16 protein-coding genes and 2 pseudogenes are annotated in these 20148 nt (G+C 60.4%); 13 read left to right on the top strand and 5 right to left on the bottom strand.

Translation table 11 applies throughout. The features are described 5' to 3' along the window. Positions 1-6: 6 nt before the first annotated feature. From IVB40_RS08990 to IVB40_RS08975, 4 genes are all read left to right on the top strand, one after another. The gene (locus IVB40_RS08990) at positions 7-1425 is read left to right on the top strand and encodes an FGGY-family carbohydrate kinase (RefSeq protein ID WP_247818650.1); all 1419 of its coding nucleotides are present in this window, start codon (positions 7-9) and stop codon (positions 1423-1425) included. Beyond that, positions 1422-2135, top strand: coding sequence for a class II aldolase/adducin family protein (locus tag IVB40_RS08985; RefSeq protein WP_247818649.1), 714 nt, complete (start codon positions 1422-1424; stop codon positions 2133-2135). Before IVB40_RS08990 ends, IVB40_RS08985 begins: the two co-directional genes overlap by 4 nt. 659 nt (positions 2136-2794) lie before the next feature. Beyond that, positions 2795-3145 carry a hypothetical protein gene (locus tag IVB40_RS08980; RefSeq protein WP_247818648.1) on the top strand — a complete coding sequence of 117 codons (351 nt, stop codon included), beginning with the start codon at positions 2795-2797 and terminating at the stop codon, positions 3143-3145. 22 nt (positions 3146-3167) lie between these two features. Next, positions 3168-3410 carry a hypothetical protein gene (locus IVB40_RS08975; RefSeq protein ID WP_247818647.1) on the top strand — a complete coding sequence of 81 codons (243 nt, stop codon included), beginning with the start codon at positions 3168-3170 and terminating at the stop codon, positions 3408-3410. 30 nt (positions 3411-3440) lie between these two features. Here IVB40_RS08975 and IVB40_RS08970 read toward each other — a convergent pair whose 3' ends face one another. Then, a complete protein-coding gene (locus tag IVB40_RS08970; RefSeq protein WP_247818646.1) occupies positions 3441-3845 on the bottom strand; it encodes a hypothetical protein in 405 nt (134 codons plus the stop codon). Positions 3846-4278: 433 nt separating this feature from the next. On the opposite strand from IVB40_RS08970, the gene IVB40_RS08965 reads away from it, so the two are divergent. The 3 genes from IVB40_RS08965 (at position 4279) to IVB40_RS08955 (ending at position 7536) form a co-directional block, all read left to right on the top strand. Then, a complete protein-coding gene (locus IVB40_RS08965; RefSeq protein ID WP_247818645.1) occupies positions 4279-5712 on the top strand; it encodes a CAP domain-containing protein in 1434 nt (477 codons plus the stop codon). Positions 5713-6334: 622 nt separating this feature from the next. Then, entirely contained in the window at positions 6335-6814 is a 480-nt protein-coding gene (locus tag IVB40_RS08960) for a hypothetical protein (protein WP_247818644.1), read from the top strand. 2 nt (positions 6815-6816) lie between these two features. Then, positions 6817-7536 (top strand): SOS response-associated peptidase, encoded by a 720-nt coding sequence (locus IVB40_RS08955; RefSeq protein WP_247819512.1) that lies wholly within the window; start codon positions 6817-6819, stop codon positions 7534-7536. Between the two features lie 825 nt (positions 7537-8361). Here IVB40_RS08955 and IVB40_RS08945 read toward each other — a convergent pair. Continuing rightward, positions 8362-8619 (bottom strand): PepSY domain-containing protein, encoded by a 258-nt coding sequence (locus IVB40_RS08945; RefSeq protein WP_247818643.1) that lies wholly within the window; start codon positions 8617-8619, stop codon positions 8362-8364. Between the two features lie 210 nt (positions 8620-8829). Here IVB40_RS08945 and IVB40_RS08940 point away from each other — a divergent pair. The 6 genes and pseudogenes from IVB40_RS08940 to IVB40_RS08915 form a co-directional block, all read left to right on the top strand. Next, a pseudogene (locus IVB40_RS08940) lies at positions 8830-8988 on the top strand (DNA ligase); the annotation flags it as partial. A gap of 135 nt (positions 8989-9123) precedes the next feature. Beyond that, positions 9124-9288: a hypothetical protein gene (locus IVB40_RS08935; RefSeq protein ID WP_247818642.1), complete on the top strand. Its 165-nt coding sequence runs from the start codon at positions 9124-9126 to the stop codon at positions 9286-9288. A gap of 407 nt (positions 9289-9695) precedes the next feature. Beyond that, positions 9696-9974, top strand: coding sequence for a hypothetical protein (locus IVB40_RS08930; protein WP_247818641.1), 279 nt, complete (start codon positions 9696-9698; stop codon positions 9972-9974). Between the two features lie 173 nt (positions 9975-10147). Then, positions 10148-10830: pseudogene (plsY, locus tag IVB40_RS08925) on the top strand (glycerol-3-phosphate 1-O-acyltransferase PlsY). A gap of 1692 nt (positions 10831-12522) precedes the next feature. Then, entirely contained in the window at positions 12523-13377 is an 855-nt protein-coding gene (locus IVB40_RS08920; RefSeq protein WP_247818640.1) for a hypothetical protein, read from the top strand. A gap of 129 nt (positions 13378-13506) precedes the next feature. Next, complete coding sequence (locus IVB40_RS08915) at positions 13507-14013, top strand: PRC-barrel domain-containing protein (RefSeq protein ID WP_247360144.1); 507 nt, start codon at positions 13507-13509, stop codon at positions 14011-14013. A gap of 375 nt (positions 14014-14388) precedes the next feature. On the opposite strand, the gene IVB40_RS08910 is transcribed toward IVB40_RS08915, so the two are convergent. The 3 genes from IVB40_RS08910 to IVB40_RS08900 all read right to left on the bottom strand — a co-directional run bounded on the left by IVB40_RS08910 (position 14389) and on the right by IVB40_RS08900 (position 20110). Continuing rightward, a complete protein-coding gene (locus IVB40_RS08910; protein WP_247818639.1) occupies positions 14389-14658 on the bottom strand; it encodes a DUF2934 domain-containing protein in 270 nt (89 codons plus the stop codon). A 565-nt stretch (positions 14659-15223) separates the two neighbouring features. Next, complete coding sequence (locus tag IVB40_RS08905) at positions 15224-15973, bottom strand: outer membrane beta-barrel protein (RefSeq protein ID WP_247818638.1); 750 nt, start codon at positions 15971-15973, stop codon at positions 15224-15226. A 99-nt stretch (positions 15974-16072) separates the two neighbouring features. Next, entirely contained in the window at positions 16073-20110 is a 4038-nt protein-coding gene (locus tag IVB40_RS08900; RefSeq protein ID WP_247818637.1) for a cadherin-like domain-containing protein, read from the bottom strand. Positions 20111-20148 lie beyond the last annotated feature (38 nt).

Raw genomic sequence — 20148 nt, 5'->3', positions numbered from 1 at the left:
CCAGCGATGATGAGTTCGATCGGCTCGCCCCCCATCGCGGTTCTCGACATTGGCAAGACCAATATCAAGCTGCTAGTGGCGAGCGATGACGGCTGGCCGCTCGAAACACATGAGATTCCGAATGTGTCGATGACTCAGGGCTCGTACCTCGCCTATGATCTTGCCGGGCTAGAAGATTGGCTTCTCGATACCCTTGCCGTGGTGTCTCGAGGCCATGCCATTGGCGCCGTGATCGTGGCTGCGCATGGATGCGGCGCAGTTCTTGTCGACGGTGATACGCCGGTGCTGCCGATGATGGACTATGATGCTGTCTCTCCGCCGGCAATTGATGAAGCATATGCCCGGATCGCGCCCGGTTACGATGAGGTGTTCTGCGGAATCGGAGGCGCGATGCGGCTCGGAAAGCAGCTGCTGTGGCAGGAAAGCGCATATCCCGTGGAATTCGCCCGCGCAAAAGCTTATCTGACCACCGCGCAATTTTTCGCCTTGCGGCTTGGCGGACGTGCGGCCAGTGAAATCTCGCAGCTTGCGGCTCAGAGCCATATCTGGGACCTCATCCACCATCAGCCTTCCTCGATTATGCGCAAGCGCGGTTGGAGCCATCTGCTGCCCGAACGCGTCGCTGCCGGCGCGGTGCTAGGGACGGTTTCGGAATCCGTAGCCAGGCGCACTGGCCTGACGCAATCGACCGAGATCCTCTGTGGCGTGCATGATTCCAACGCCAACCTGTTTCGGTACAGGGCTGCCGGCATGGTCGATGCCTCGATCCTATCGACCGGAACCTGGATGATCGGATTTCAGCGCGACCTCTCCCTGGACAAACTCGATCGCGCGCGCGCGATGGTGCTCAATATCGACGTCGATGGCGAGAATGCACCTTCGACATTGATCGCGACCGGCCGCGAATACGACCTGATCCGCGGGGAACATCGTGCTTCTGATGCAGCCGTCCTTGCCGCATTGTCGGCCCTGCTGTCGAAGGGGACCCTGGCGCTCCCCTCCTTCATTGGCGACGACGGATTATTTCCGGGCGCGGCTCGCCGCGGACGGGTCATCGGACCGTCTCCCGAGACGCCTGCCGAATGGCAGGCATTGGCACTTCTCTACGCAGTGTTCAGCGCAAACCGCTGCCTTGATGCACTCGAGAGCTCAAAATGCATAGTCATCGATGGTGGCTTTGCGGCGAATTTGCCCTTCGCCCGTTGTCTTGCGACCTTACGACCCTCGCAGAGCGTCAGGGTGAGTCAATCACCGCACGGAACGGCGCTTGGCGCTGCGCTGCTGTGGCGGCGATTCTCGCGTACGCAGCCGGTTTCGAGCGTAGTACTTGAAGCTGTCACATCGCTTAGCAACGACGGGTTCGACCCGCGCGGCCTTTCCACCGCCTATCAGTCCTGGATCGCTTTCTCGGAGCCCGCCTTATGACAGACCACACTCATGCTGATCTCCGGCAAGGCATTGTCGATACCTGCAGGCAGATGAATCGAAACGGACTGAATCAGGGCACATCCGGCAATCTTTCGCACCGGATCCCAAGCGGCATGCTGATCACGCCTACCAGTCTGCCCTATGATCGGATGCAGCCAGAAGATATTGTTGCGATGGATTTTGCCGCGAATTACCAGGGCAACCATCGGCCTTCGTCCGAATGGCGCTTTCACCGCGACATTCTGCGAGCACGCGAAGACGTCAACGTCGTGCTCCATACGCATTCGACCTTCAGCACAACTCTCGCCATTCACGAGCGTGGCATCCCCTGCTTCCACTATATGGTCGCAGTTGCAGGTGGCAACGATGTCCGTTGTGCGCCATATGCTTGTTTCGGCACGCAGGCGCTGTCAGACTACGCCCTCAGGGCACTCGAAGATCGCAACGCCTGCCTGCTTGGCCATCACGGCATGCTCGTGGCGGCCCAGACGTTTGAAAAGGCTCTTTGGCTCGCCGTGGAAGTGGAGACGCTGGCGAAGATGTATGTCCATGCGTTGGCTATCGGCGAGCCGCCGCGCCTCAGCGACGGTGACATGGCGCAAGTACACGAGCAGATGAAACGCATGGGATACGGCCAGGCGCCTGACCTTGACGATGTCGGCGATGTTCCGCGCCCATTACCTGAGTCGAATGGGGCAGCACATTGACGGCGGCTGCGACCACGTTTCTTTGCTTGGAAACTCAGCCATGTACGACGGAAGGGCTAGGCTATCGCCGGGGACCGCCGTTCGGCTGATAATGGCTGCCGCTCGACTGGCGGGTGCGAAGATCACGTCAGACTGATAAGCTTTGTGTAAAAAGCTTATCAGTTGAAGAACTGACTCCGTTTGCAGCCAAACCCTATCAGTCAGCCAACTGATTCCATCTTGCGGATTTCCTTATCTGTAAGCCGACTGAATCCATTTACAGCTTGCCACAAATTATCTCCGATATCGTGTTGAAAAGGCATGGTCGGAGGATGAGCCGTGGCGTCAAGAGCTGCATTTTGTCGTCGCCTTGGCAAGGAGAGATCGGACGATCCAAATGCCCAATTGTACAAATATTCCTTGGAGGCACCACTTCGGCTTGGTGGCCCTTAGCGGACATCGCAAATGCCTGGCTCGATGTTGTTTTTGATCTCGGATCGGACGGCGATCGAAAAGGGGCCTCCCAGGCCCCTCCCCATACAGCCCAAGCGCGCAAATTGACCTAGGCACGCGGAGTAGCATTGCATTGCGCTCGACATCACATACCCTTTGAAGGCGAGTGTAATCCGTGCGACAACCAATACGCGCAGCTAAGAGAGACACTAAAACATCCCGAGGCGTTGAAAGAATACAAGGATAGCAAGGAAGGAAAAAAGCGGCCGCCCCTCTCCTTGGATAAGATCGCCGAAATCGAGAATACTTCCCCGCCCGATTGGGACCGACTTTTAGCCGACGTTATAAAGCTCAAGCCGGGCGATGAGGATGCCGATCGTTACGAAAAGGCGATCGAAGCCCTGTTTACTGCAATGTTTTACCCTTCCCTTTCAAATCCAATCTCTCAACATAAGATTCATGACAAGCGCAAGCGCATCGATATTACCTACACAAACAGAGCATCAACCGGCTTTTTTTCACTGGATTGCCCTCCATTATCCGTCTTCCCAGATTCACATAGAATGCAAGAATTATAGCCGCGACCCTGCAAACCCTGAATTGGACCAGCTCGCCGGGAGATTCTCACCCAACCGAGGGCGGGTCGGCTTGCTGGTCGCGCGTAGCTTCAAAAATAAATCTCACTTTGAGGCGCGATGCCGGGACACGGCGCTTGATGATCGTGGATTTATTGTTACGCTTGATGATGGCGATCTCACTGAACTGGTGAAATGGCGCAAGGAAATGGCGCTGTACGAACCATTTCCTCTGTTGCGTTCTCAGTTTCAGAAACTAATCGACTGACCATCTGCCTAACGTGGCATTGTTAATTATTCACGTCGTGCAGCACCTGAGCACGCTTGTAGAGCTTGGCCTTGCCGGGCTTCCCAAGGCCGCTGAGAGGCGTTCGTACAGCAGGGCAATGCCAGCCCGCACCCCCACGGCCTTCCTGTTGCCCCGCGCCCGCACCATGAGGGCGTTTAGATCGACGTCATCGAAGGCTTCAATCCACCCCAACCCTCGATCGGCCCAGGCCGGCTGCGTCGCGATCAGATCGCTGACCGCCCAGATGATCGGCGCTTTTAGCGCTCGCTCGTTGCCGGTCGATTCGGTGATCGTCCGCAGGACCAAGGTCAGATGGCCGGGCCCGTGTTCGTCAAAAACGGCGGCGATCGTTGCGCCGGCGCACGTCTGGTTCTTGTCAGGACGGACGGTCGTCGGCACGATCTCGATGCCCATGTCTTTGCAGATGGAGTCCGCGGAAATCGGCATAATGACTGCAAGAGTAGCGCCGATGGAAGAAAAGCGCCAGACAGGGCCGGCCCGAGGCCTTCTTGCCGACCCCAGGAGCGACATTGTAGCCGCGCGATGCAAGGTCGGGCCCAGACCTACGCGGACGGCAATGACTCTTTGACCGCCATTGCAGCCAATCAACGGAGGTTATTCACTCACATGCCGAGGGAGAAGAATTATTCGTCGAAATAGTGGATAGCGTAGACCTCAAAAATGGAACCGAGTTGCGTGATCAAGTGTGACACGCCTGCAAAGGTGAGGCCGCAGTGAGCAGAGTAGAGGCACAGCGCTGCAGCACTCAGTGCCAGAAACATCTACTTGACTCTCGGCAACTGAAATAGCGAAGCTGTTGCTTTACAACTTCGCGTCGGAGGCGATCATGAGCGCGCGGGCCAAGTATTCTGTCGCATCGTTTCTCTTTGGTGTTTGTTCGCTTCTCCTCGCAGCAGGTCCCGCAGCCGCGTTTGATCCTGTAGGAGGGCCTGGAGGAGGAGTTTTCCCCGCTTCTTGCCCCGCCAACAAGTATCTTATTGGAGTGAATGCAAAGACAGGTGCTGTAGTCGATCAAATATCGATCATCTGTGGTGCGCTAAAAGGTGATGGCACAATTGGTGACGTCTCGGAAGACAAAGAGCATCCGCATGGTGGGAACGGCGGTAGCCCCCTGACGAAAAGAGCGTGCGGTAACAGCGAGATTATTCACGGCTTAGGAATTGTGCCTGGCACGCAGAACGGCAGTTCTGTCGTCCGTATGATCATCTTCGATTGTGTTTCGACAACGAGCGCTGCGCGGCATAACCTCGACGTAGGTACTGCGCCCTTTTTTCCAAACGCCGAGAACACCCAACCGTGTCCAGCCGGACAAGCCGCCGTAGGACTTAAGGGGAGATCTGGTGCGTATCTTGATGCCGTGGCGATTGAATGCGGTGCCCTGCCGGCAACAACTGCTGGCCCCGGCCCTGGGCCGGTGACCCCTCCCACAGGTGATCCATGCAGCGCAGCCCCAGATTCGGAAGCAAAAAGCCTATGTGAAGAACATAACAAACGCCGCGCAATGCACGCGGTGCCTGCTTTGACTTGGGATGCAGGACTCACAAGCAACGCGCAAGCTTGGGTAGACCAATGTCGAACTGCAAAGAACTCGGATGGAGACGAGTTTTTCTGCCATCAAGGAGATTGCGGCCCCGGCAACCCCTTTGGCGAAAATCTTTCCTTTCACTATGGAGAACCTGCTCAGACTCCGGCGAATGTTGTTGAAGGCTGGTATTGCGAAATTAACGCTTATGATTTTGACAATCCGGTTTGGCGAGGCGGCGGTACCAAGGGGTGCGGTCCGGAAGACAATCCGGACAAGGTGAACGGTCACTTTACCCAAGTGGTTTGGAAGGACTCTGCCAAGTTAGGATGTGCCAAGAAGACCTGTTCGCTCGGTGGAAATGAGGGAACCCTGTGGGCTTGCGAATACGATCCACCCGGAAATTTTAATGTCAAAAAACCCGGCGTATTGCAAAATGAGGTACCTCGAAAGGTTCAGGGATTCGTAGCGGGACACTCCCCTGGCGGCTTTGGAGCTATTGGTGTTCCTCGACAAACGACGACAGCAATCATTTCCGACGTCGATCTTTACGACGTCCCGGGAGGTGTAGGCCGAGTGATCGGCGTTTTAAGGCAAGGTCAAAGGTTTCCCCTTGTCGGCTGCCGGCCTGACGATTGGTGTCAGTTGTCGGTGGGATGGGTCTGGGGCTCCTTTATTATGCGCAGCCACAACATGGGAATTTCCGCGACTCGCGCAAAGCTATTTTCGGAAAGGTAGCCCCCCGTCCTCGTTCCGTGCAGCATCGCTAATGGTGGGGCTCTGCCTTAAGGCCAACCCCTGCGGATCACCTGCCATGCTCAGCGATAAAGTTGACGCCGGGGTTCACACTATTCGCCCGGCGTCATCGGAATAAGGGCAAGCACCCGTCGGTCGTTGTCCGGAATGTCGACGATTTCGCGACCGCCTGAGATCGAAACATTTAGATCCGCGTGACCGCAGCATAGCGAGCATGAACTGCGAAGGTCGGCGGGCCGTGCCCGACTTAGCCTGCCGAACGCCAGCCTACCACGCGCCGCAGATAGTCCAGCGTCGCCTCTAGGCCGCCGCGGCGCTGAGCGCTGCAACATAGACGATGGCCCGTACCTCCGTCCGCGCATGCGGACGTGAAGCAATGAGATCAACCAAAATAGCCCCCACGGCCAAACCGTAAAAAGAGCACAATAGCTGGGCGAAGGCTTTGCGCAATCCCGCGGAAGTACCAGGGATACGGTGCAAATCGGTGGCAGTTCGGGAGATCTCCGCCAAATGGCGGCCTTGACAAACTTGTGGTGGTGCCGTCGGGCGCCGGCCCTAGGTCTAGCGGCTTCCCGCTGGCACGATTCAGCGCGATCATTGTGCCATGTCCGCCGCTCGCATCATCAAGCCACCACCCATGTCTGGCGGCGACCGCAAATACTACGCTCGTGAGATTCACAAGGCAGAAGTTACCTTTGCCAATCTCCTGGAGCAGGCGGCCAGGGCTCACGCCGCCGCGGACGCAGCGCGCGCCACCGCCTACGCTCTCGATTGTGCGGCTTGGAACACTGCCCTGTTTATCGGCGAGCTGGACCATCCCTCCCCCACGATTGCGGCGGCAATCGCTGGGGGGTTCTCGCTTCTCGAGGTGCGCTGCGAACACTGCAAGCACACCGAGATGATCGACCTCGCCTTGGTTGTGCAGCCGCGTGATCGCCAGGTAGCGCTGATGCGAAGTTTTCTCTATTGCGGCCCCTGCGAGCGCACCCTCGGAAAGAAGCGCCGGCCCGATCTGATCGGTCTGCGGCCGGCCGGTGACCCTCAACCCGCAGCACCCTCACGGCGCACGAAGAAGGCCTCGTGACGATGTGCAACCTCTACAGCATCACGACCAACCAGGCTGCGATCAGCGCGCTATTTCGCGTCGTCAACCGGTACGTGGGCAACCTAGCTCCAATGCCTGGCGTCTTTCCTGATTACAAGGCGCCTATCGTACGCAACGGCGCCGAGGCCCGCGAGCTCGCAACCGCTCGGTGGGGCATGCCCTCATCCTCCAAAGCCATCATGGATGCCACCAAGAAGCGCGCTGAAAAACTGCAAGCCAAAGGCAAGACCGTCGACTTCAAGGATCTGCTGCGAATGGAGCCGGACGGCGGCACGACCAACATCCGAAATGTTAAGTCGAAGCACTGGACGCGCTGGCTAGGTCCTGAACATCGCTGCGTGGTTCCGTTCAACTCGTTCAGCGAGTTCAACAAGGCCGAGGGCGGCGACATCTGGTTCGCGCTTGATGAAAGCCGGCCGCTCGCCTGCTTCGCCGGCATGTGGACGAACTGGACCTCTGTGCGGAAGGTCAAGGAGGGCGAGACCACCAACGACCTCTATGCCTTCCTGACGACAGAGCCGAACGCGGAAATCGGTGCCATCCACCCGAAGGCGATGCCGGTGATCCTCACCACGCCAGAGGAAGTCGAGACCTGGATGACCGCGCCTCCGGACGAGGCTCTCCAGCTACAGCGGCCGCTTCCAGATGGGGCCCTGCGGATCGTGGCACGCGGCGTGAAAGAAGACCAGGTTGCAGTATGAAAGGCGCTGAGCCACGCGACTGATATGGAACTCGCCCGCTTTTGCAATATTGGACATGTACATGGCGCGCTGCTGAACGTGTCCCGCACTGTCCTGACTCTATCTCTGAGGAGGAAGCTATGTCTGAGAGGCGAGAACTGTATCGAAGCCCAAACGGCGACACTTGGTTCATCGGACGCGAACCGATGAATGGTCACGCTTTCATCATTCATCAGCCGAATGCTCCGTCTGGCGGGCACCTCTCTCACATTGAGCTAGGGAAGTTTTTACGTGATGTGAAAGGGCCAGAGCAGCAAGCTCTGTTGCGATTGATCGGCACCTTGGTGGAGGTACCTCCCTTCGCCTAGAGAGTGTACGTCCTAATCCTCGGCCTCGTGATGGCATCCGACCCGGGGGGATAATGGCGCCGGGGCCAGTTAATCCACACCCACGAGCGGCGGTAGCTTCCCACCTCCCACCTATCAACATTTGCCAACCGGCCGACGCGGGGTTTGATCGCGAAATGCGCAAGCCTGCCCCCACGAAACCGGAACCTACCTGATGCCGCCCGGTGAAGATCACGCTGGGTGAGATGCGCTCGGCCGGCGTTCGTGGTCTCATCGTCTCTGCCTGCATAACGCCAGCCACAACGTCATCCTGGGCCGCGACGCCGCCGACCAGTGGCCGGACGAGGTCAGGCTCTCCGATCTCGCGCAGCGATTCGTCTGCAAGGCGTGTGGGAAGCGCGGCGCCGACGTCAGGCCGGGCAGCGAGCCCACCATCGCCGCTGTCGTCCTGCCCGCACGAAGAGAGTAAGTCTGCCTGAGTTGGCGGCCTCCCACGGCGTCAATCGTCTTGCTTCTCTGAGGTGATCTGACCAGTCCGTGGATCGGCATGGAAATCCATCTTCTTGCCGTCCTTGATCCCTTCACCCTCCCACCGGCCATCATCGGCTTCCAGCTTCGTAACCTGCGAATAGCCAGATTGCTTAACTTTCGCCATGACCTGTTCCATCGGCATCCAATCTGGCCCCGGCTGGTGGGCATAGGCGAATGGCGGGGCCAACAAGATCGAGGCCAAGGCGGCTGCGGCGAGTTTGCGCATAAATCGTCTCCTATCTGGGTCACCTGCAACGAGGCGAGCGAGTATTCGTTGCTTCAGGGTTTGCTGAAAAAAACGTCAGCGTTGTCGCTCTGCGCCATGAAGCTCCACTGGGCGATGCTGCAACATTTCCCGACCGGTCCAACTTCGGTCGGGGAACAAATTCACCAAGCGAGACTCCAGTCCCTGTGTGTTGCGTCGTGAAGTTTGTCAGTGGCGTCTCAGCGTAAGAAGGCCAGCGCGATTGGGGTGAAAACGCCGTATCCCGGCTTCATCGAGCCGCTCCTCGCCGAGATGGTCGAGCGGGTTCCGCGCGGGGAGCGCTGGCTCCACGAGATCAAGTACGACGGCTACCGCGCCCGACGCCACATCCGAGGTCGCCGACGCGCTGGCGCAGCGCGCGGTCGACCGCGATGATGATGTCTCCGCCTCCCTGCAGGACTTCATCGCCGCCAACGCGACCAGGCGCTTTGATGTGCGGCTCGCGCTGCCGCTAAAGGGCGCCGCATGACGTTCCGAGAAAGCAAGCCGGAAGGGCCTCCGCCGCAGAGTGAGCGTGACCACTTCATCCGCTGCACGATCTGCGGCAAGCTGCTGGACGTGCGCGACCTCGGCGATGTGCTCGCCCATCTGCACGGCGAGGAGATCGAGGAGGAGCCCACGGCGCATTAACGGAGGACCGGACGTGGCATGCTCCCACTGTGACGATACCCACTGGGTTTGCGAGAACCATCCAGACCGCCCTTGGGACGGGCCAAAGGCCTGCGGCTGCGGCGGCGCTGGCGACCCCTGCCCTGTCTGCAACGATGCCGCCCCCGACGAGATGCCGCTGCCGCCCGGATTTGAAAACAGCCTCACCAGCATTGACGTCATGCGCCCGCTGTTGAGGAATCCGGCGGGAAAGCCACGTCGGAGGCCGTGAAGCTAGGACGTTTAGTCAGAACCATCGGCTTACCCACGCAAAGCGGAAGTCCTGCACCTTAGCCCTGATCGGCGGCTTTTGGACCCGAACCGGACATACGTTGTTTTTTTCATAACACGTTGAGCCATCCTAAATCCTGAGGTGGTAGCTCTGCTGCATGGAATGGATTTTCGCTCTCGTAATTTTATCCTTTCTTTACCGTCGCACGACGCGCGCTGGTGACAGGCTTGAGGAGTTGAAGCCAACGGGCATGCTGCGCTCGCCGCTCTTCTACGCCCAGACGGGGCTCCTCTCTGCGCTATTGATGCTCATGTTTGCCCCGCTTTATTTGCCGCACGAACAGCGGGCAGTCGCCGTGTATCTCGTGGCCCTGATCATCGTGATCGCAGCGCTCCTTTTTGTGCGCCGCGCACTGAAGTGGCGCTACCCCATTTGAGGCGATCACTTCGGCAATAGGCCCATCGCGACAATTTCCGCCTGACGCCTAGATGTCGGCGGCGAGAGGTAAACCGGACGCCACTTTGGACGCGCCAAACCGAAGCGACTGACCCATAGCGGTCACACGAAGTCAGGTATAAAACCAGCGTTCAGACACTGGACATAAAACCCATGGCTTTTTGGACAGCGGGCGCGGCTGGGCTAGTGATCGCCTATCTTCTCGGCTCGGTCCCCACGGGCTATCTGGCCGGGAAACTGCTCAGGGGCATCGACATTCGAAGGCATGGCTCCAAGTCCACAGGGGCAACGAATGTCTTGCGGACCCTTGGTAAATGGCCTGCCCCTTTGTGCTCGTCGGCGATCTGCTGAAGGGCGTAGGTGCCATCATTGTCGCGCGCTCGTTCTGTCCCTGGGTCTACGCAGAACTAACCCAGCCGCCGACAGCGTCTGATCTGCAAGTTGGGGTGCCATGGGCTGTTTGTCTGGCTGGAATTGCCGTGCTGTTGGGACATAGCCGATCGATTTGGCTGAACTTCACGGGCGGTAAGTCGGCGGCGACCGGGCTTGGTGTGTTGTTGGCGATGTCGTGGCCCGTGGGATTGGGGGCTGCAACCGTCTTTGGCTTCGTACTGGCTATAACCCGGATCGTTTCCTTGAGCTCGATGCTCGCGGCGTTGACAGCAATCGTTCTTGTCTGTGCGGTCGAGCACCCATTGCCCTATCGCTTGCTGGTGATCGGAGGCGGCTTGTACGTGATCATCCGCCATCGTGCCAACATCCAAAGGCTTTTGACGGGAGCGGAGCCGCGTCTGGGTCGAAATGGCCGAGATGCGAAACCGGAAGCGCAGGTTTAGCAAAGGACTTATCTGGGGACGCTTATGGCCCATGGCGTGGCGCGTCATCTAACGGTGGTCCGCTCGCGGAAGCACGGCGGACGAGATTTGCTCACGCTGAGTTCTTCGCGTTTTGACCCATAGCAGAAGTCGCGCCTAACTTTCCTTGTCCCCCTTGGCGTGAAGGTATCGCAGCAGCCGATGCAAGCCGAGACCGACGAGAACGGGGATCGCCACGAAATCCGGCAACAAAAGAAGTCCCAAGGACCAGGGATTGGTTTGCTTGCGCGGTCGGACCGTTAGGCCGTTCACGATGGGCGGTGCCAGAGCAGATGCATCGCTAGTAAGCGGTTTTGGCAATTCCTGTGGCGGTGATGCCGAGCCGGTCATGCTGTGAGACTACCATCGGTAGGCTGATTTATCGACCGATCTTCTTGATGCAAGTGGGTTCGCCGCGGGGGTGAGGTGTGCAATCCCAGTCGGGTCCAAAGCCCGCACTGGCGTTCCGCTGCGGCAGGAAAGGATAATAAACCACAACTGCCGCAAAGATGGCGACAGCGATAATTGCTGACAACAGCATCCATATAATGCCCGCGCGATCCGGACTCCAGTGGAGACCTCGAATTGATCGGTGCCTTCTGGGATTGGGGTGTTTCACTGCGGTTTCCATCGCGTCTATCGCTGCTTTTGACCCGAAGCTGACTTGCGCAGCCGGTTAGCCGCTCGATCTCGCCTTCATCAAAACAAATAGGTGAGAGCCAGCGGCGATCATTGAGAAAATAGCTATTCCTAACTCGGCACCGTGCACATGCTGCGGTGCATATGTTGAAGCCAACCAAATGAAGAGCCGAGTGGCCGCCATGAAGATAATCATACCCCACATGGCCAACCATTTTGGAGCGTACCATGTTGGCTCGCCGCTGGGGCTCCATTGCATTGCAACGCGCTCGCGTGCGATCCGAGGGCCTAGATAAAAGTTGGACGCGACGACCACCGCAACGGCAATGCCAAAGACGTAATCTGCGGGTAGCATGCTTTGCACCTTTCAGAATAGCGGCCGAGCTTATCGTGGGGCGGGGATGCAATCTATGCTTGTCTGAATGGAGTCGCTCGCCTCCACTTCCTTATGGTTGCTATCCGGTTGACCGGCCATACGACGACCGCTTATGGCCCGTAGCTGACCTGCCGCGCGTAGCCGGCGGAGGACCGCTTGTGACCCCACAGCGGACCTTAGCTTCAACTGCTCAGATGACGATCCAGGGGGCGGAAAGAGCCGGCACGTCTAGGCGATGCCGGAACGGCTTTGCCGTCGTGGCATCGGAGGTCAAAGCGGAGCGATAGATGAGTCGGTCGCCGCGATCCCGTAGATGAGCGGCATGAGCGAGCGGCTTTGGAAATCTCGTCCGCCATTACCGCGGCCGTAGAGAGCAAGGTGCCGCTACGCAGGAATTCTTCCGAGCGCGCAGCAGGCGGCGCAGCGCGCGCATGAGGTCTCGACCAAGATCACCGACGTACCGAGGGACGCAACCGATACGGCTCAGCGTGTTCTCAAGTGTTCTCGGCTGCCAAGTCCCCGTCGCTGGATAGCAATCGTTAAGGCTCCGGGTGGGCCTCCTCTAAGACTCAAAACGTCGTTGTGGGCGCATGAATGCATGGAACCTTTGTTCCATTTGGGCATCTTCTAAGCAGGGTAACAGCTGCTGGGAGAAACAAATGGCACAAGCTTTTCGAGAAGACGCACAGGTCGGGGTGGTTGAACCGTCGGTGGCCGGGGTTTCCTGGGCTGCCGTCCTGGCCGGGGCCGTTGCGTCTCTCGCCCTTACGCTCGTGCTTCTATCCTTTGGCGCAGGCATGGGTTTCTCTGTGGTGTCGCCCTGGGGCAATTCGGGTGTGTCCGCGACGACTTTCAAGATCGGAACTGGTCTATATTTCATCGTCATGGCGATGATCTCGTCCGCCGTAGGTGGTTATCTTGCCGGCCGTCTCCGCACGAAGTGGGTCGGCGTGCAGACCACCGAGGTGCACTTCCGGGATACGGCGCATGGCTTTTTGGCTTGGGCGGCCGCCTCGGTTCTCGGCGCTGTGTTGCTCGCTGCTCCGGCAACCACATTGCTAGGCGGAACGCTTGCTGGCGCGACGCAGGGCGCCGCGAACGCTGCACAGAATTCGCCGATGAGCGGCTACGTCGACACGCTCCTGCGCTCGGATAACCCGTCCTCCCAGGGCCAGCAGACTGGCGACTCGCGTGGTGAGATGGTCCGCCTGTTCACCAACAGGTTCCACAAAGACAACGATGTCAGTCCCGCCGACCGCACCTACGTTGCTAAGGTCGTGTCTGCGCGAACCGGATTAAGCCAGGCGGACGCCGAGAAGCGCGTCAACGACGTCGTCACTCAGGTGAAAACTGATCTCGACGCGGCAAGGAAGGCCGCCATGCAGATTGCGATCTGGCTAACGCTTTCCCTGTTTATCGGCGCCTTCTGCGCATCGCTGGCTGCCACTGAAGGCGGCGGGCTTCGCGACGGCACTTGGGGCAAGAAGGCGTATGCGCCTGCAACCAATCGCTAACCCATCGCAAACGAAAGGAGAGATATCATGCCGATTCTGCTTTGGCTCGTCGGAATCCCGATCCCGCTGATCATTCTCATTATGCTGCTGCGCTAAGTACGCCCACTATTTGCAAACGGAGAAGGACGCATGTCTAAGTATCTCGTCGCCGCCTTGCTCACCACGGCCTTGTTCACGTGCTCGGCATCGGCCCAAACTGCCTCGACCAAGACCGCCGCTGATAGTGCCGCCTCGTCGCACAAGGAAGGCGAATGGCGGGCTTCCAAGCTCGTCGGCGTCAACGTCTACAACGAAGCCAACGAGAAGATCGGCGACATCAACGAGGTCATTCTCGACAAGTCGGGCAAGACTGCGAACGTCATCCTGGGTGTTGGTGGATTCCTCGGTATGGGCGAGCATTATGTTGCTGTGCCCTATGACAAGCTGAAGTGGGTCAACGAGCCCGTTCGCACGTCGACGACCACGCCGCCTGCCGACAAACCGACGGTTGGCGTCAACAATGCCGGTGCCGCGACTGGAGAAGTGAACCGCTCCAACCGGCCCGTGCGTGCAGCCAACGAAAATTGGTATCCGGACCACGTCGTCTACAACGCGACCAAGGACCAATTGAAGGCTATGCCGCAGTTCAAATACTGAGGCCCACTACGCCGCCTCGGACACTCAGTCTCGAGGCGGCGATTAGGGGGCTCCTTGGGCGCCCTTCACCTCGCGCGTCACGTCGAGCACGGATTTCGCCTCGGTCAAAATTGCCACTCCGCATGGAGTGTGAGAATCGGCCCGTGGTCATCCTGGCGGCAAAGGGTTGCTAGTGATCAGGATGGAGCGTTGAAAGACCGGCTTGCCTAGCTCGTCCAAGCCTAGCATTGCCACAAATTCTTCATGGGTGAGCAGCACTAGTCGGTTTCAGTGCGCTCAATGAGATCGATGGTCCGTTTCCGCTGACGGTCTGATAGTGCACACAACTTGCGCTGGATAGTTTTTTCCGAGGAGATCGCGCGGAGCGCCAGTCCCCTAATATTGGCCCCCAGAGTCGCACTGGCTGAACTCCCGCTCCGCCTCGGTCCAGAAATCCAAATCTCGCCCCGAGGGGCGTCCGGCCCGTTCCCAAAGCTGATAGGCGCGTGCCGTGATTTGAGCGCGCCGGGAAGAAGAGGGTGAAAGCTTGCGCCCCAGCTGATCAGCAAACTGCCGCAGCCTCCTGGCGGTGTTCTCGTCCGAGGTGTATGCGGCTGTCCGAGTAGCCAGTGCTATCTGATGCTCGAGCTTTTTCCTTTCATCCATGGATCCCTCCATTTCCTCCTTGCTCTAAATGACTCCGGCTGGGCTCAATTGTTCAGCCTCGGCCGTAAAATGCGAGGAGCGCCAATTCCTTCACTCCGTTGAGTTCACTTTTGCACAAAGCAGCTCATTAACCTCGTCGCGAGGCTGCGCTGTACCCAGTGTAAAGGGAGCTTAGTTTCCGCCCGTGTTTTCGAGAGAAGGAACGTGGGCGAACTCGCGAACGTAGTGCCCGGGAGAAAGACTCCCGTTGCTGCGTCGGCTTTTGTCCCGCACGGATGAATTGGTCGCGAACGTCCAGAACCAGAGCATCATTCGATACGTTGAAGCTCAGTAGCTGGCGGCCGTAAACGCCCGCTTTGGGTCAATCGCGTCGGTGCAGACCTCTATCTGTCGCTTCCGGTCCGCCCCGAACAGCGGACGCAGTCGAGCCGAGGCAGCTGGTCTGGAACGCGCCACAAAGCGACATCCGGGATCATCGCGCCACATCGATCCCTCGGATCCCGGCGACAAAGAAAAGCCCCGGACGACGCCGGGGCTTGATGAGCTGCGTTATCAGCGGGGCCTATCAGTACTTGGCGATGATCGGGCCGCCGAAGCGATAGTTTACGCGGACTGTGCCCATATCCACGTCCTGCCGAATGCGGTCGGTGCCGAAAAGCCCGCCGCCGGGAACGTTGGCGAAGCTCACCAGGCGATCCTTCATGAACAGATGATTGTATTCGGCGGCGACCGACCAGTTCGGTGCGAAGCCGAATTCAATGCCGGCACCTGCAGTGGCGCCCCAGCGGGTGTCGTTGCTCGCGGTCGCGGCGAGCACGCTGCCCGCGGTAGTCTCGACGTGGAAACGATCGGCCACGATCGCAGCACCGCCCTTTGCGTAGAGCAGCACGCTGTTCCAGGCCCAGCCGACCTGGCCGGTGAACAGGCCGATGGCGTCGATGCGCGAGACGTTGGTGAAAGGCGCCGCGATCAGGCTCGCATTGGAGCCGCGGAGGTTGGCCCAGTCGCCTTGGGCTTCGAGGCCGAAGACGAAGCTCGAGCTCTGCCAGCGAAAGCCGGCCTGGCCGCCGGCGACGCCGCCAGTGGCGTTATGGCAACCTTCGGCCGCCACGAACGCGCCGGCCGTGGTGGTAAAGTCCCAGCAGCTGTGGCTTGAGGCACCGCCGCCATTGACACCGATGTAGAAGCCGCTCCAATCGTACATCACAGGCATCATCGCAGGTGCCTTGGCGTAGCGGGCCGGAAGATCCGCCGCAGCGGCGGGAAGAACGAGACCCACGGTCAGAAGGGCGACAGCGCTCAGGACTTTTTTCACTTCACGTTCTCCAAATTCCTTTGTGAGGGGTAGCGGTATTTGATCTCCCTGACTGTCCCCCGAAGAGCACAGCCGCCGTTTTAGTGGATGCGCCTCGCATCACAGATGAAAATCGGGCGCGAAGACCGGTGGAAACGGCGTCGATGACGGCAGTCCGACATAAAGACCCTTCATGCCGTAGACGGATGCGAAGTCGATCGCAGGCTGGTCCAGAATGATGTGGCCGGTGGTATCCAGCGTGATCGCAGGCCGGGTGATGTCGCCGAAGGTCTGCGCTTGGACCTGCTGGAAGACGCTGAGGTTCAGCACGTCGACATCGCTGAGCGCGCCATCATTGGTGGTCATGGTGAGGTGGTCGGTGCCGCTGAAATCGAACGTGCTGTGATAGAACAAATTATTGGCGGTGCCGAGCACGGCGTCGATCTGCGCTGCGCTGCCGGTCAGCGTCAGAGTGGACGAGCCGCTGCCCGCGACAGTGGCGCCGCCGCCGACCGCCCCGATGATCAGCGTGCCGTGCTCGACGTGAAGCGTCGTGCTCAGAGCTGTGGAATCGACGTCCCCGACTGCGAGGCCGGTGATGGCGACATCTCTGTTCGGCAGGATGGATTGCGACGCCGGCGTGGTGTTGACGGGCGCGTCGTTGAGCGGCGTGATGTCGAGCGTGCCGGTATCAGCAACCGAAGTCGTGCCGTCGGTGACTCGCCAGGAGAACGCGACCGAACTGTCATCGTTCAATCCCGGCATATAGCTCCAGGTCCCGTTGTGGTTGTCGACGAGCGAGCCCGAGCCGGTGGCGATCGCAAAACCGGCCGCCGTCAGCGATGGCCCGTCGGCATCGGTGACGTTGCCCAGGAGCTGCGCCTGCGTGATCAGCCGCGCCCCGGAATCCTCGGCGATCGCTGCAAAAATGACCGCGCCGCCGACGACCGGCGCATCGTTGACGGGCGTGATGTCGAGCGTGGCGCCGGCGGCCACCAACAGCGTGCCGTCGGTGACCTCATAGGAAAACGAGACGGAATGGTCGTCATTCGGCGCGGGCGTATAGCTCCAGGTCCCGTCCTGATTGTCGACCAGCGTGCCGCCACCGGTCGCGATCGCAAGATGGGCTGCTGCCAGCGACGGCCCGTCGACATCCATCGCGTTGCCCAGCAGCTCCGCCTGCGTGATCAGCCGTGCGCCCGAATCCTCCGCGATTGCGGCAAGCGTGACCGCGCCGGCGACAACGGGCCCGTCGTCCAGCGGCGTGATGTCCAGCGTGGCGCTGTCACCCACCGATATCGTACCGTCGGTGACCTGATAGGAGAACGAGACCGAACTGTCGTCGTTCGCAGCCGGCGTGTAGCTCCAACTTCCGTCGTGATTGTCGACCAGCGTACCCGCGCCGGTCGCGATCGCCAGACCACTCGCCGTGAGCTGTTGCCCCTCGGGATCCGTGACGTTGCCCAGAAGCTGCGCCTGGGTGATCAACCGCGTGCCGGAGTCCTCCGCGACCGCGGCGAGCGTGACCCCGCCGACGATGCCGGGCGCGTCGTTAACCGCCGTGATGTCGAGCGTAGCGCTATCCGCCACAGCGGTCGAGCCATCAGTGGCCTCGTAGGAGAACGTCACCTGGGTGTCATCGTTCAGCGCGGATGTATAAGTCCAGGTGCCGTCGTGATTGTCGACCAGCGTGCCCGCGCCGGTCGCGATCGCCAGACCTGTCGCGGTGAGCGAGGGACCGTCGGCATCGCTGACATTCTCCAAAAGCTCCGCCTGCGTGATCAGCCGCGCGCCGAAGTCCTCGGTGATCGCAGCAAGCGTGACCGTGCCGGTGACATCAGGCGGAAGGGAGTTCGTCTTGCCGTGGATGGTGATATCGAGGCTGGCCGCACTGGTGCCGCCGTTCCCGTCGCTGACAGTGTAGGTAAAGTGGTCGACGAGCGTCTGGCCCGTATTGAGCGTATCGACGGCCGGATTGGAGTTGTCCAGTGTGTAGGCGTAGCTGCCGTCGGCGTGAATGACGAGCGAGCCATGGGCCAGCACGATCGTTCCGGCGTTCGCTACCGAGAGCACGTTGCCGTCAGCATCGCTGTCGTTCGTCAGCACATTGCCGGAGATCGGGTTGGGTGCAGTGTCTTCCGTAATGCTGCCGGCATCAGCGACGGCAACAGGCGAAGTGTTGGTTGAAAGCGTCGTGAGAACGACATCGTTGCCGTCGCCGCCTTGATAGGTGATCGAATAGCTGGCGCCACCGGAGGTGAACGTGCTGCCCTCGGCGTGCCCCGCGAAGGTGCCCCTGACCGCATCCGCACTGCCGTCGTTATCGATGATGCGAAAGCTGTTACCGGCAGCGGGCGTGTAGCCGGCGAGCAACGACAGATTGAGAGTCGCGCCGCTCAGCGTGACGGTGCCGTTGACGATAACCTGCTCGAATGTGCCCGCCGCAATGCCACGGAGCTGAAGTGCCCAGCTCGCGCCGGACGAAAACGATAGGTTGCCGGTGTGCATGCCGTCCGCGCCGGGATCGAACAAGCCGCCGCTCTGGATCGTGACCGCGCCAGTAGTACCGATTCCGGAGAGTGTGCCGCCGGTCTGCACGATGACGGAGGACATCGCGATCGAGCCTTCGACGTCCAGCGTTCCCTTCGCGACGGTCGTGGCCCCCGAATAGGTGTTGGTTGCCAGAAGCACAAGAGTGCCGGTGCCGTCCACGACGATGCCGGTCTGGCCCATCGTGTAGTTCGCCGCACCGCTATAAGTCGCGGCGGCGGCGGAGCCAACATCGTCGCCGATCACGTCGAAGATATATTGTCCGAGGGCGACCGGATTGCCTTGGGCGTCCGGCTCGGTGCCGCTGCCGTTCGGCCTGAAGGTCAGCGTGTTGTTGCCTTGCAGATAGATGCCGTTGCCGAAGGCCTGGCCCGCCGGAATATTGGGGCGGATGGCAGGGAAGCCTTGTTCAACTTCAAGGGGGGCGTTGCTGGTGCCGCCTCCCGCGACCGAATTGAAGCCGATGGCCGTCGAGCCGGCGATGCTCAGCGAGGCACCCTCCTGCACAAAGATGGCGCCACCTGCACCAAGGCCGCCGCCGCCATACCCGGCCCCGCCGACTTCACCGCCGCCACCAAAACCGGCCGCGCCGTTCGCGAGCAAGTGTCCTCCGCCGCCGCCGCCAAATCCCCCGTCGCCGGCGCCGAATCCGGGTTCGCCCGCGCCAGTCCCGAGACGGTCAGCGGAGTTGGCGGCGCCGCCTCCGCCGCCAAACCCGCCGTCGCCACCACCGAAGTCACCGCCGCCGCCGCCGCCTCCGTAGCCTCCCGCGCCGCCAGCAATGAGGGCGGGCGCGCCAGGCGTATTGGTGGAATTTCCGGCGCCGCCTTCGACGCCACCAATGCCGCCGCCTCCGCCGTTGCCGGGATGTGTGACGTAGCCATAAATCGGGTTGTACATTTCGCGGCCGCCACCGCCGCCGCCACCACCTCCACCGTACGAGCCGCCCGCTCCCGCGGGGTTGGCTTCACTATCAACGCCAAAGCCGCCGCTTGCCGCGCTGGCCGCGCCGGGAATCAGGCCTGTCCCACCGGCGCCCCCCTCAACATGAATGGAAGCGCCGCCGTCGCCCCCGATGCCGCCGCCTCCGCTGGCGCCTGTCAGAAGGGACAAGGCGCCGCCGTCGCCGCCGAGGCCACCGCCTCCCCCCGTACCGCCTCCGAGGAATGGCATTGTTGAGCCTATCCCTCCATGAGCCGCATTCAGGGAGAAACTCACGTTGCTCAGCGTCACGCTGCCGGGATTGCCGGGCACGTTGGCGCCGATGAAAAGCCCCGCGCCGAGGCCGGCTCCGCCACCACCCCCACCGCCGGTGTCGCCGGTGCCGCCATTGCCGCCCCGCGCCAGCATGTCGGTGATGAGAAGATCGTTGATCTCGACCGTGCCGGCGTAAACAAAGAAGCCGCGCTGGGTGCCCCCGCCGCTCAAAACGTGGCCGCTGCCCTCGATCACTAGCGTGACGCCGTCATGCAGGTTGATCCCCTTGAGCACATTGCCGCCGAGGCTGATGTCGTTGGCAAGGGTGATCGTGACGATGCCGGGCGAGGTGACGCCGTCGGCAGCGACAATGGCGGCGTTTAGCTGGGCAATGTTGGTGACGGTGGACATTCCGGATCCTTATTGAGGGCGCGCTCAGTCGCCCCCGC

The organism is Bradyrhizobium sp. 40 (assembly GCF_023100925.1).
In the GTDB taxonomy this organism is placed as follows: domain Bacteria; phylum Pseudomonadota; class Alphaproteobacteria; order Rhizobiales; family Xanthobacteraceae; genus Bradyrhizobium.
The sequence above is the reverse complement of the archived record's forward strand: the minus strand, read 5'-3'. Positions and strand labels throughout refer to the sequence as shown.

Coding starts and splice junctions, on each gene's coding strand:
- IVB40_RS08990 (WP_247818650.1), top strand. CDS start 7: ATGATGAGTTCGATCGGCTCGCCCCCCATCGCGGTTCTCGACATTGGC.
- IVB40_RS08985 (WP_247818649.1), top strand. CDS start 1,422: ATGACAGACCACACTCATGCTGATCTCCGGCAAGGCATTGTCGATACC.
- IVB40_RS08970 (WP_247818646.1), bottom strand. CDS start 3,845: ATGGGCATCGAGATCGTGCCGACGACCGTCCGTCCTGACAAGAACCAG.
- IVB40_RS08965 (WP_247818645.1), top strand. CDS start 4,279: ATGAGCGCGCGGGCCAAGTATTCTGTCGCATCGTTTCTCTTTGGTGTT.
- IVB40_RS08960 (WP_247818644.1), top strand. CDS start 6,335: ATGTCCGCCGCTCGCATCATCAAGCCACCACCCATGTCTGGCGGCGAC.
- IVB40_RS08955 (WP_247819512.1), top strand. CDS start 6,817: ATGTGCAACCTCTACAGCATCACGACCAACCAGGCTGCGATCAGCGCG.
- IVB40_RS08945 (WP_247818643.1), bottom strand. CDS start 8,619: ATGCGCAAACTCGCCGCAGCCGCCTTGGCCTCGATCTTGTTGGCCCCG.
- IVB40_RS08935 (WP_247818642.1), top strand. CDS start 9,124: ATGACGTTCCGAGAAAGCAAGCCGGAAGGGCCTCCGCCGCAGAGTGAG.
- IVB40_RS08930 (WP_247818641.1), top strand. CDS start 9,696: ATGGAATGGATTTTCGCTCTCGTAATTTTATCCTTTCTTTACCGTCGC.
- IVB40_RS08920 (WP_247818640.1), top strand. CDS start 12,523: ATGGCACAAGCTTTTCGAGAAGACGCACAGGTCGGGGTGGTTGAACCG.
- IVB40_RS08915 (WP_247360144.1), top strand. CDS start 13,507: ATGTCTAAGTATCTCGTCGCCGCCTTGCTCACCACGGCCTTGTTCACG.
- IVB40_RS08910 (WP_247818639.1), bottom strand. CDS start 14,658: ATGGATGAAAGGAAAAAGCTCGAGCATCAGATAGCACTGGCTACTCGG.
- IVB40_RS08900 (WP_247818637.1), bottom strand. CDS start 20,110: ATGTCCACCGTCACCAACATTGCCCAGCTAAACGCCGCCATTGTCGCT.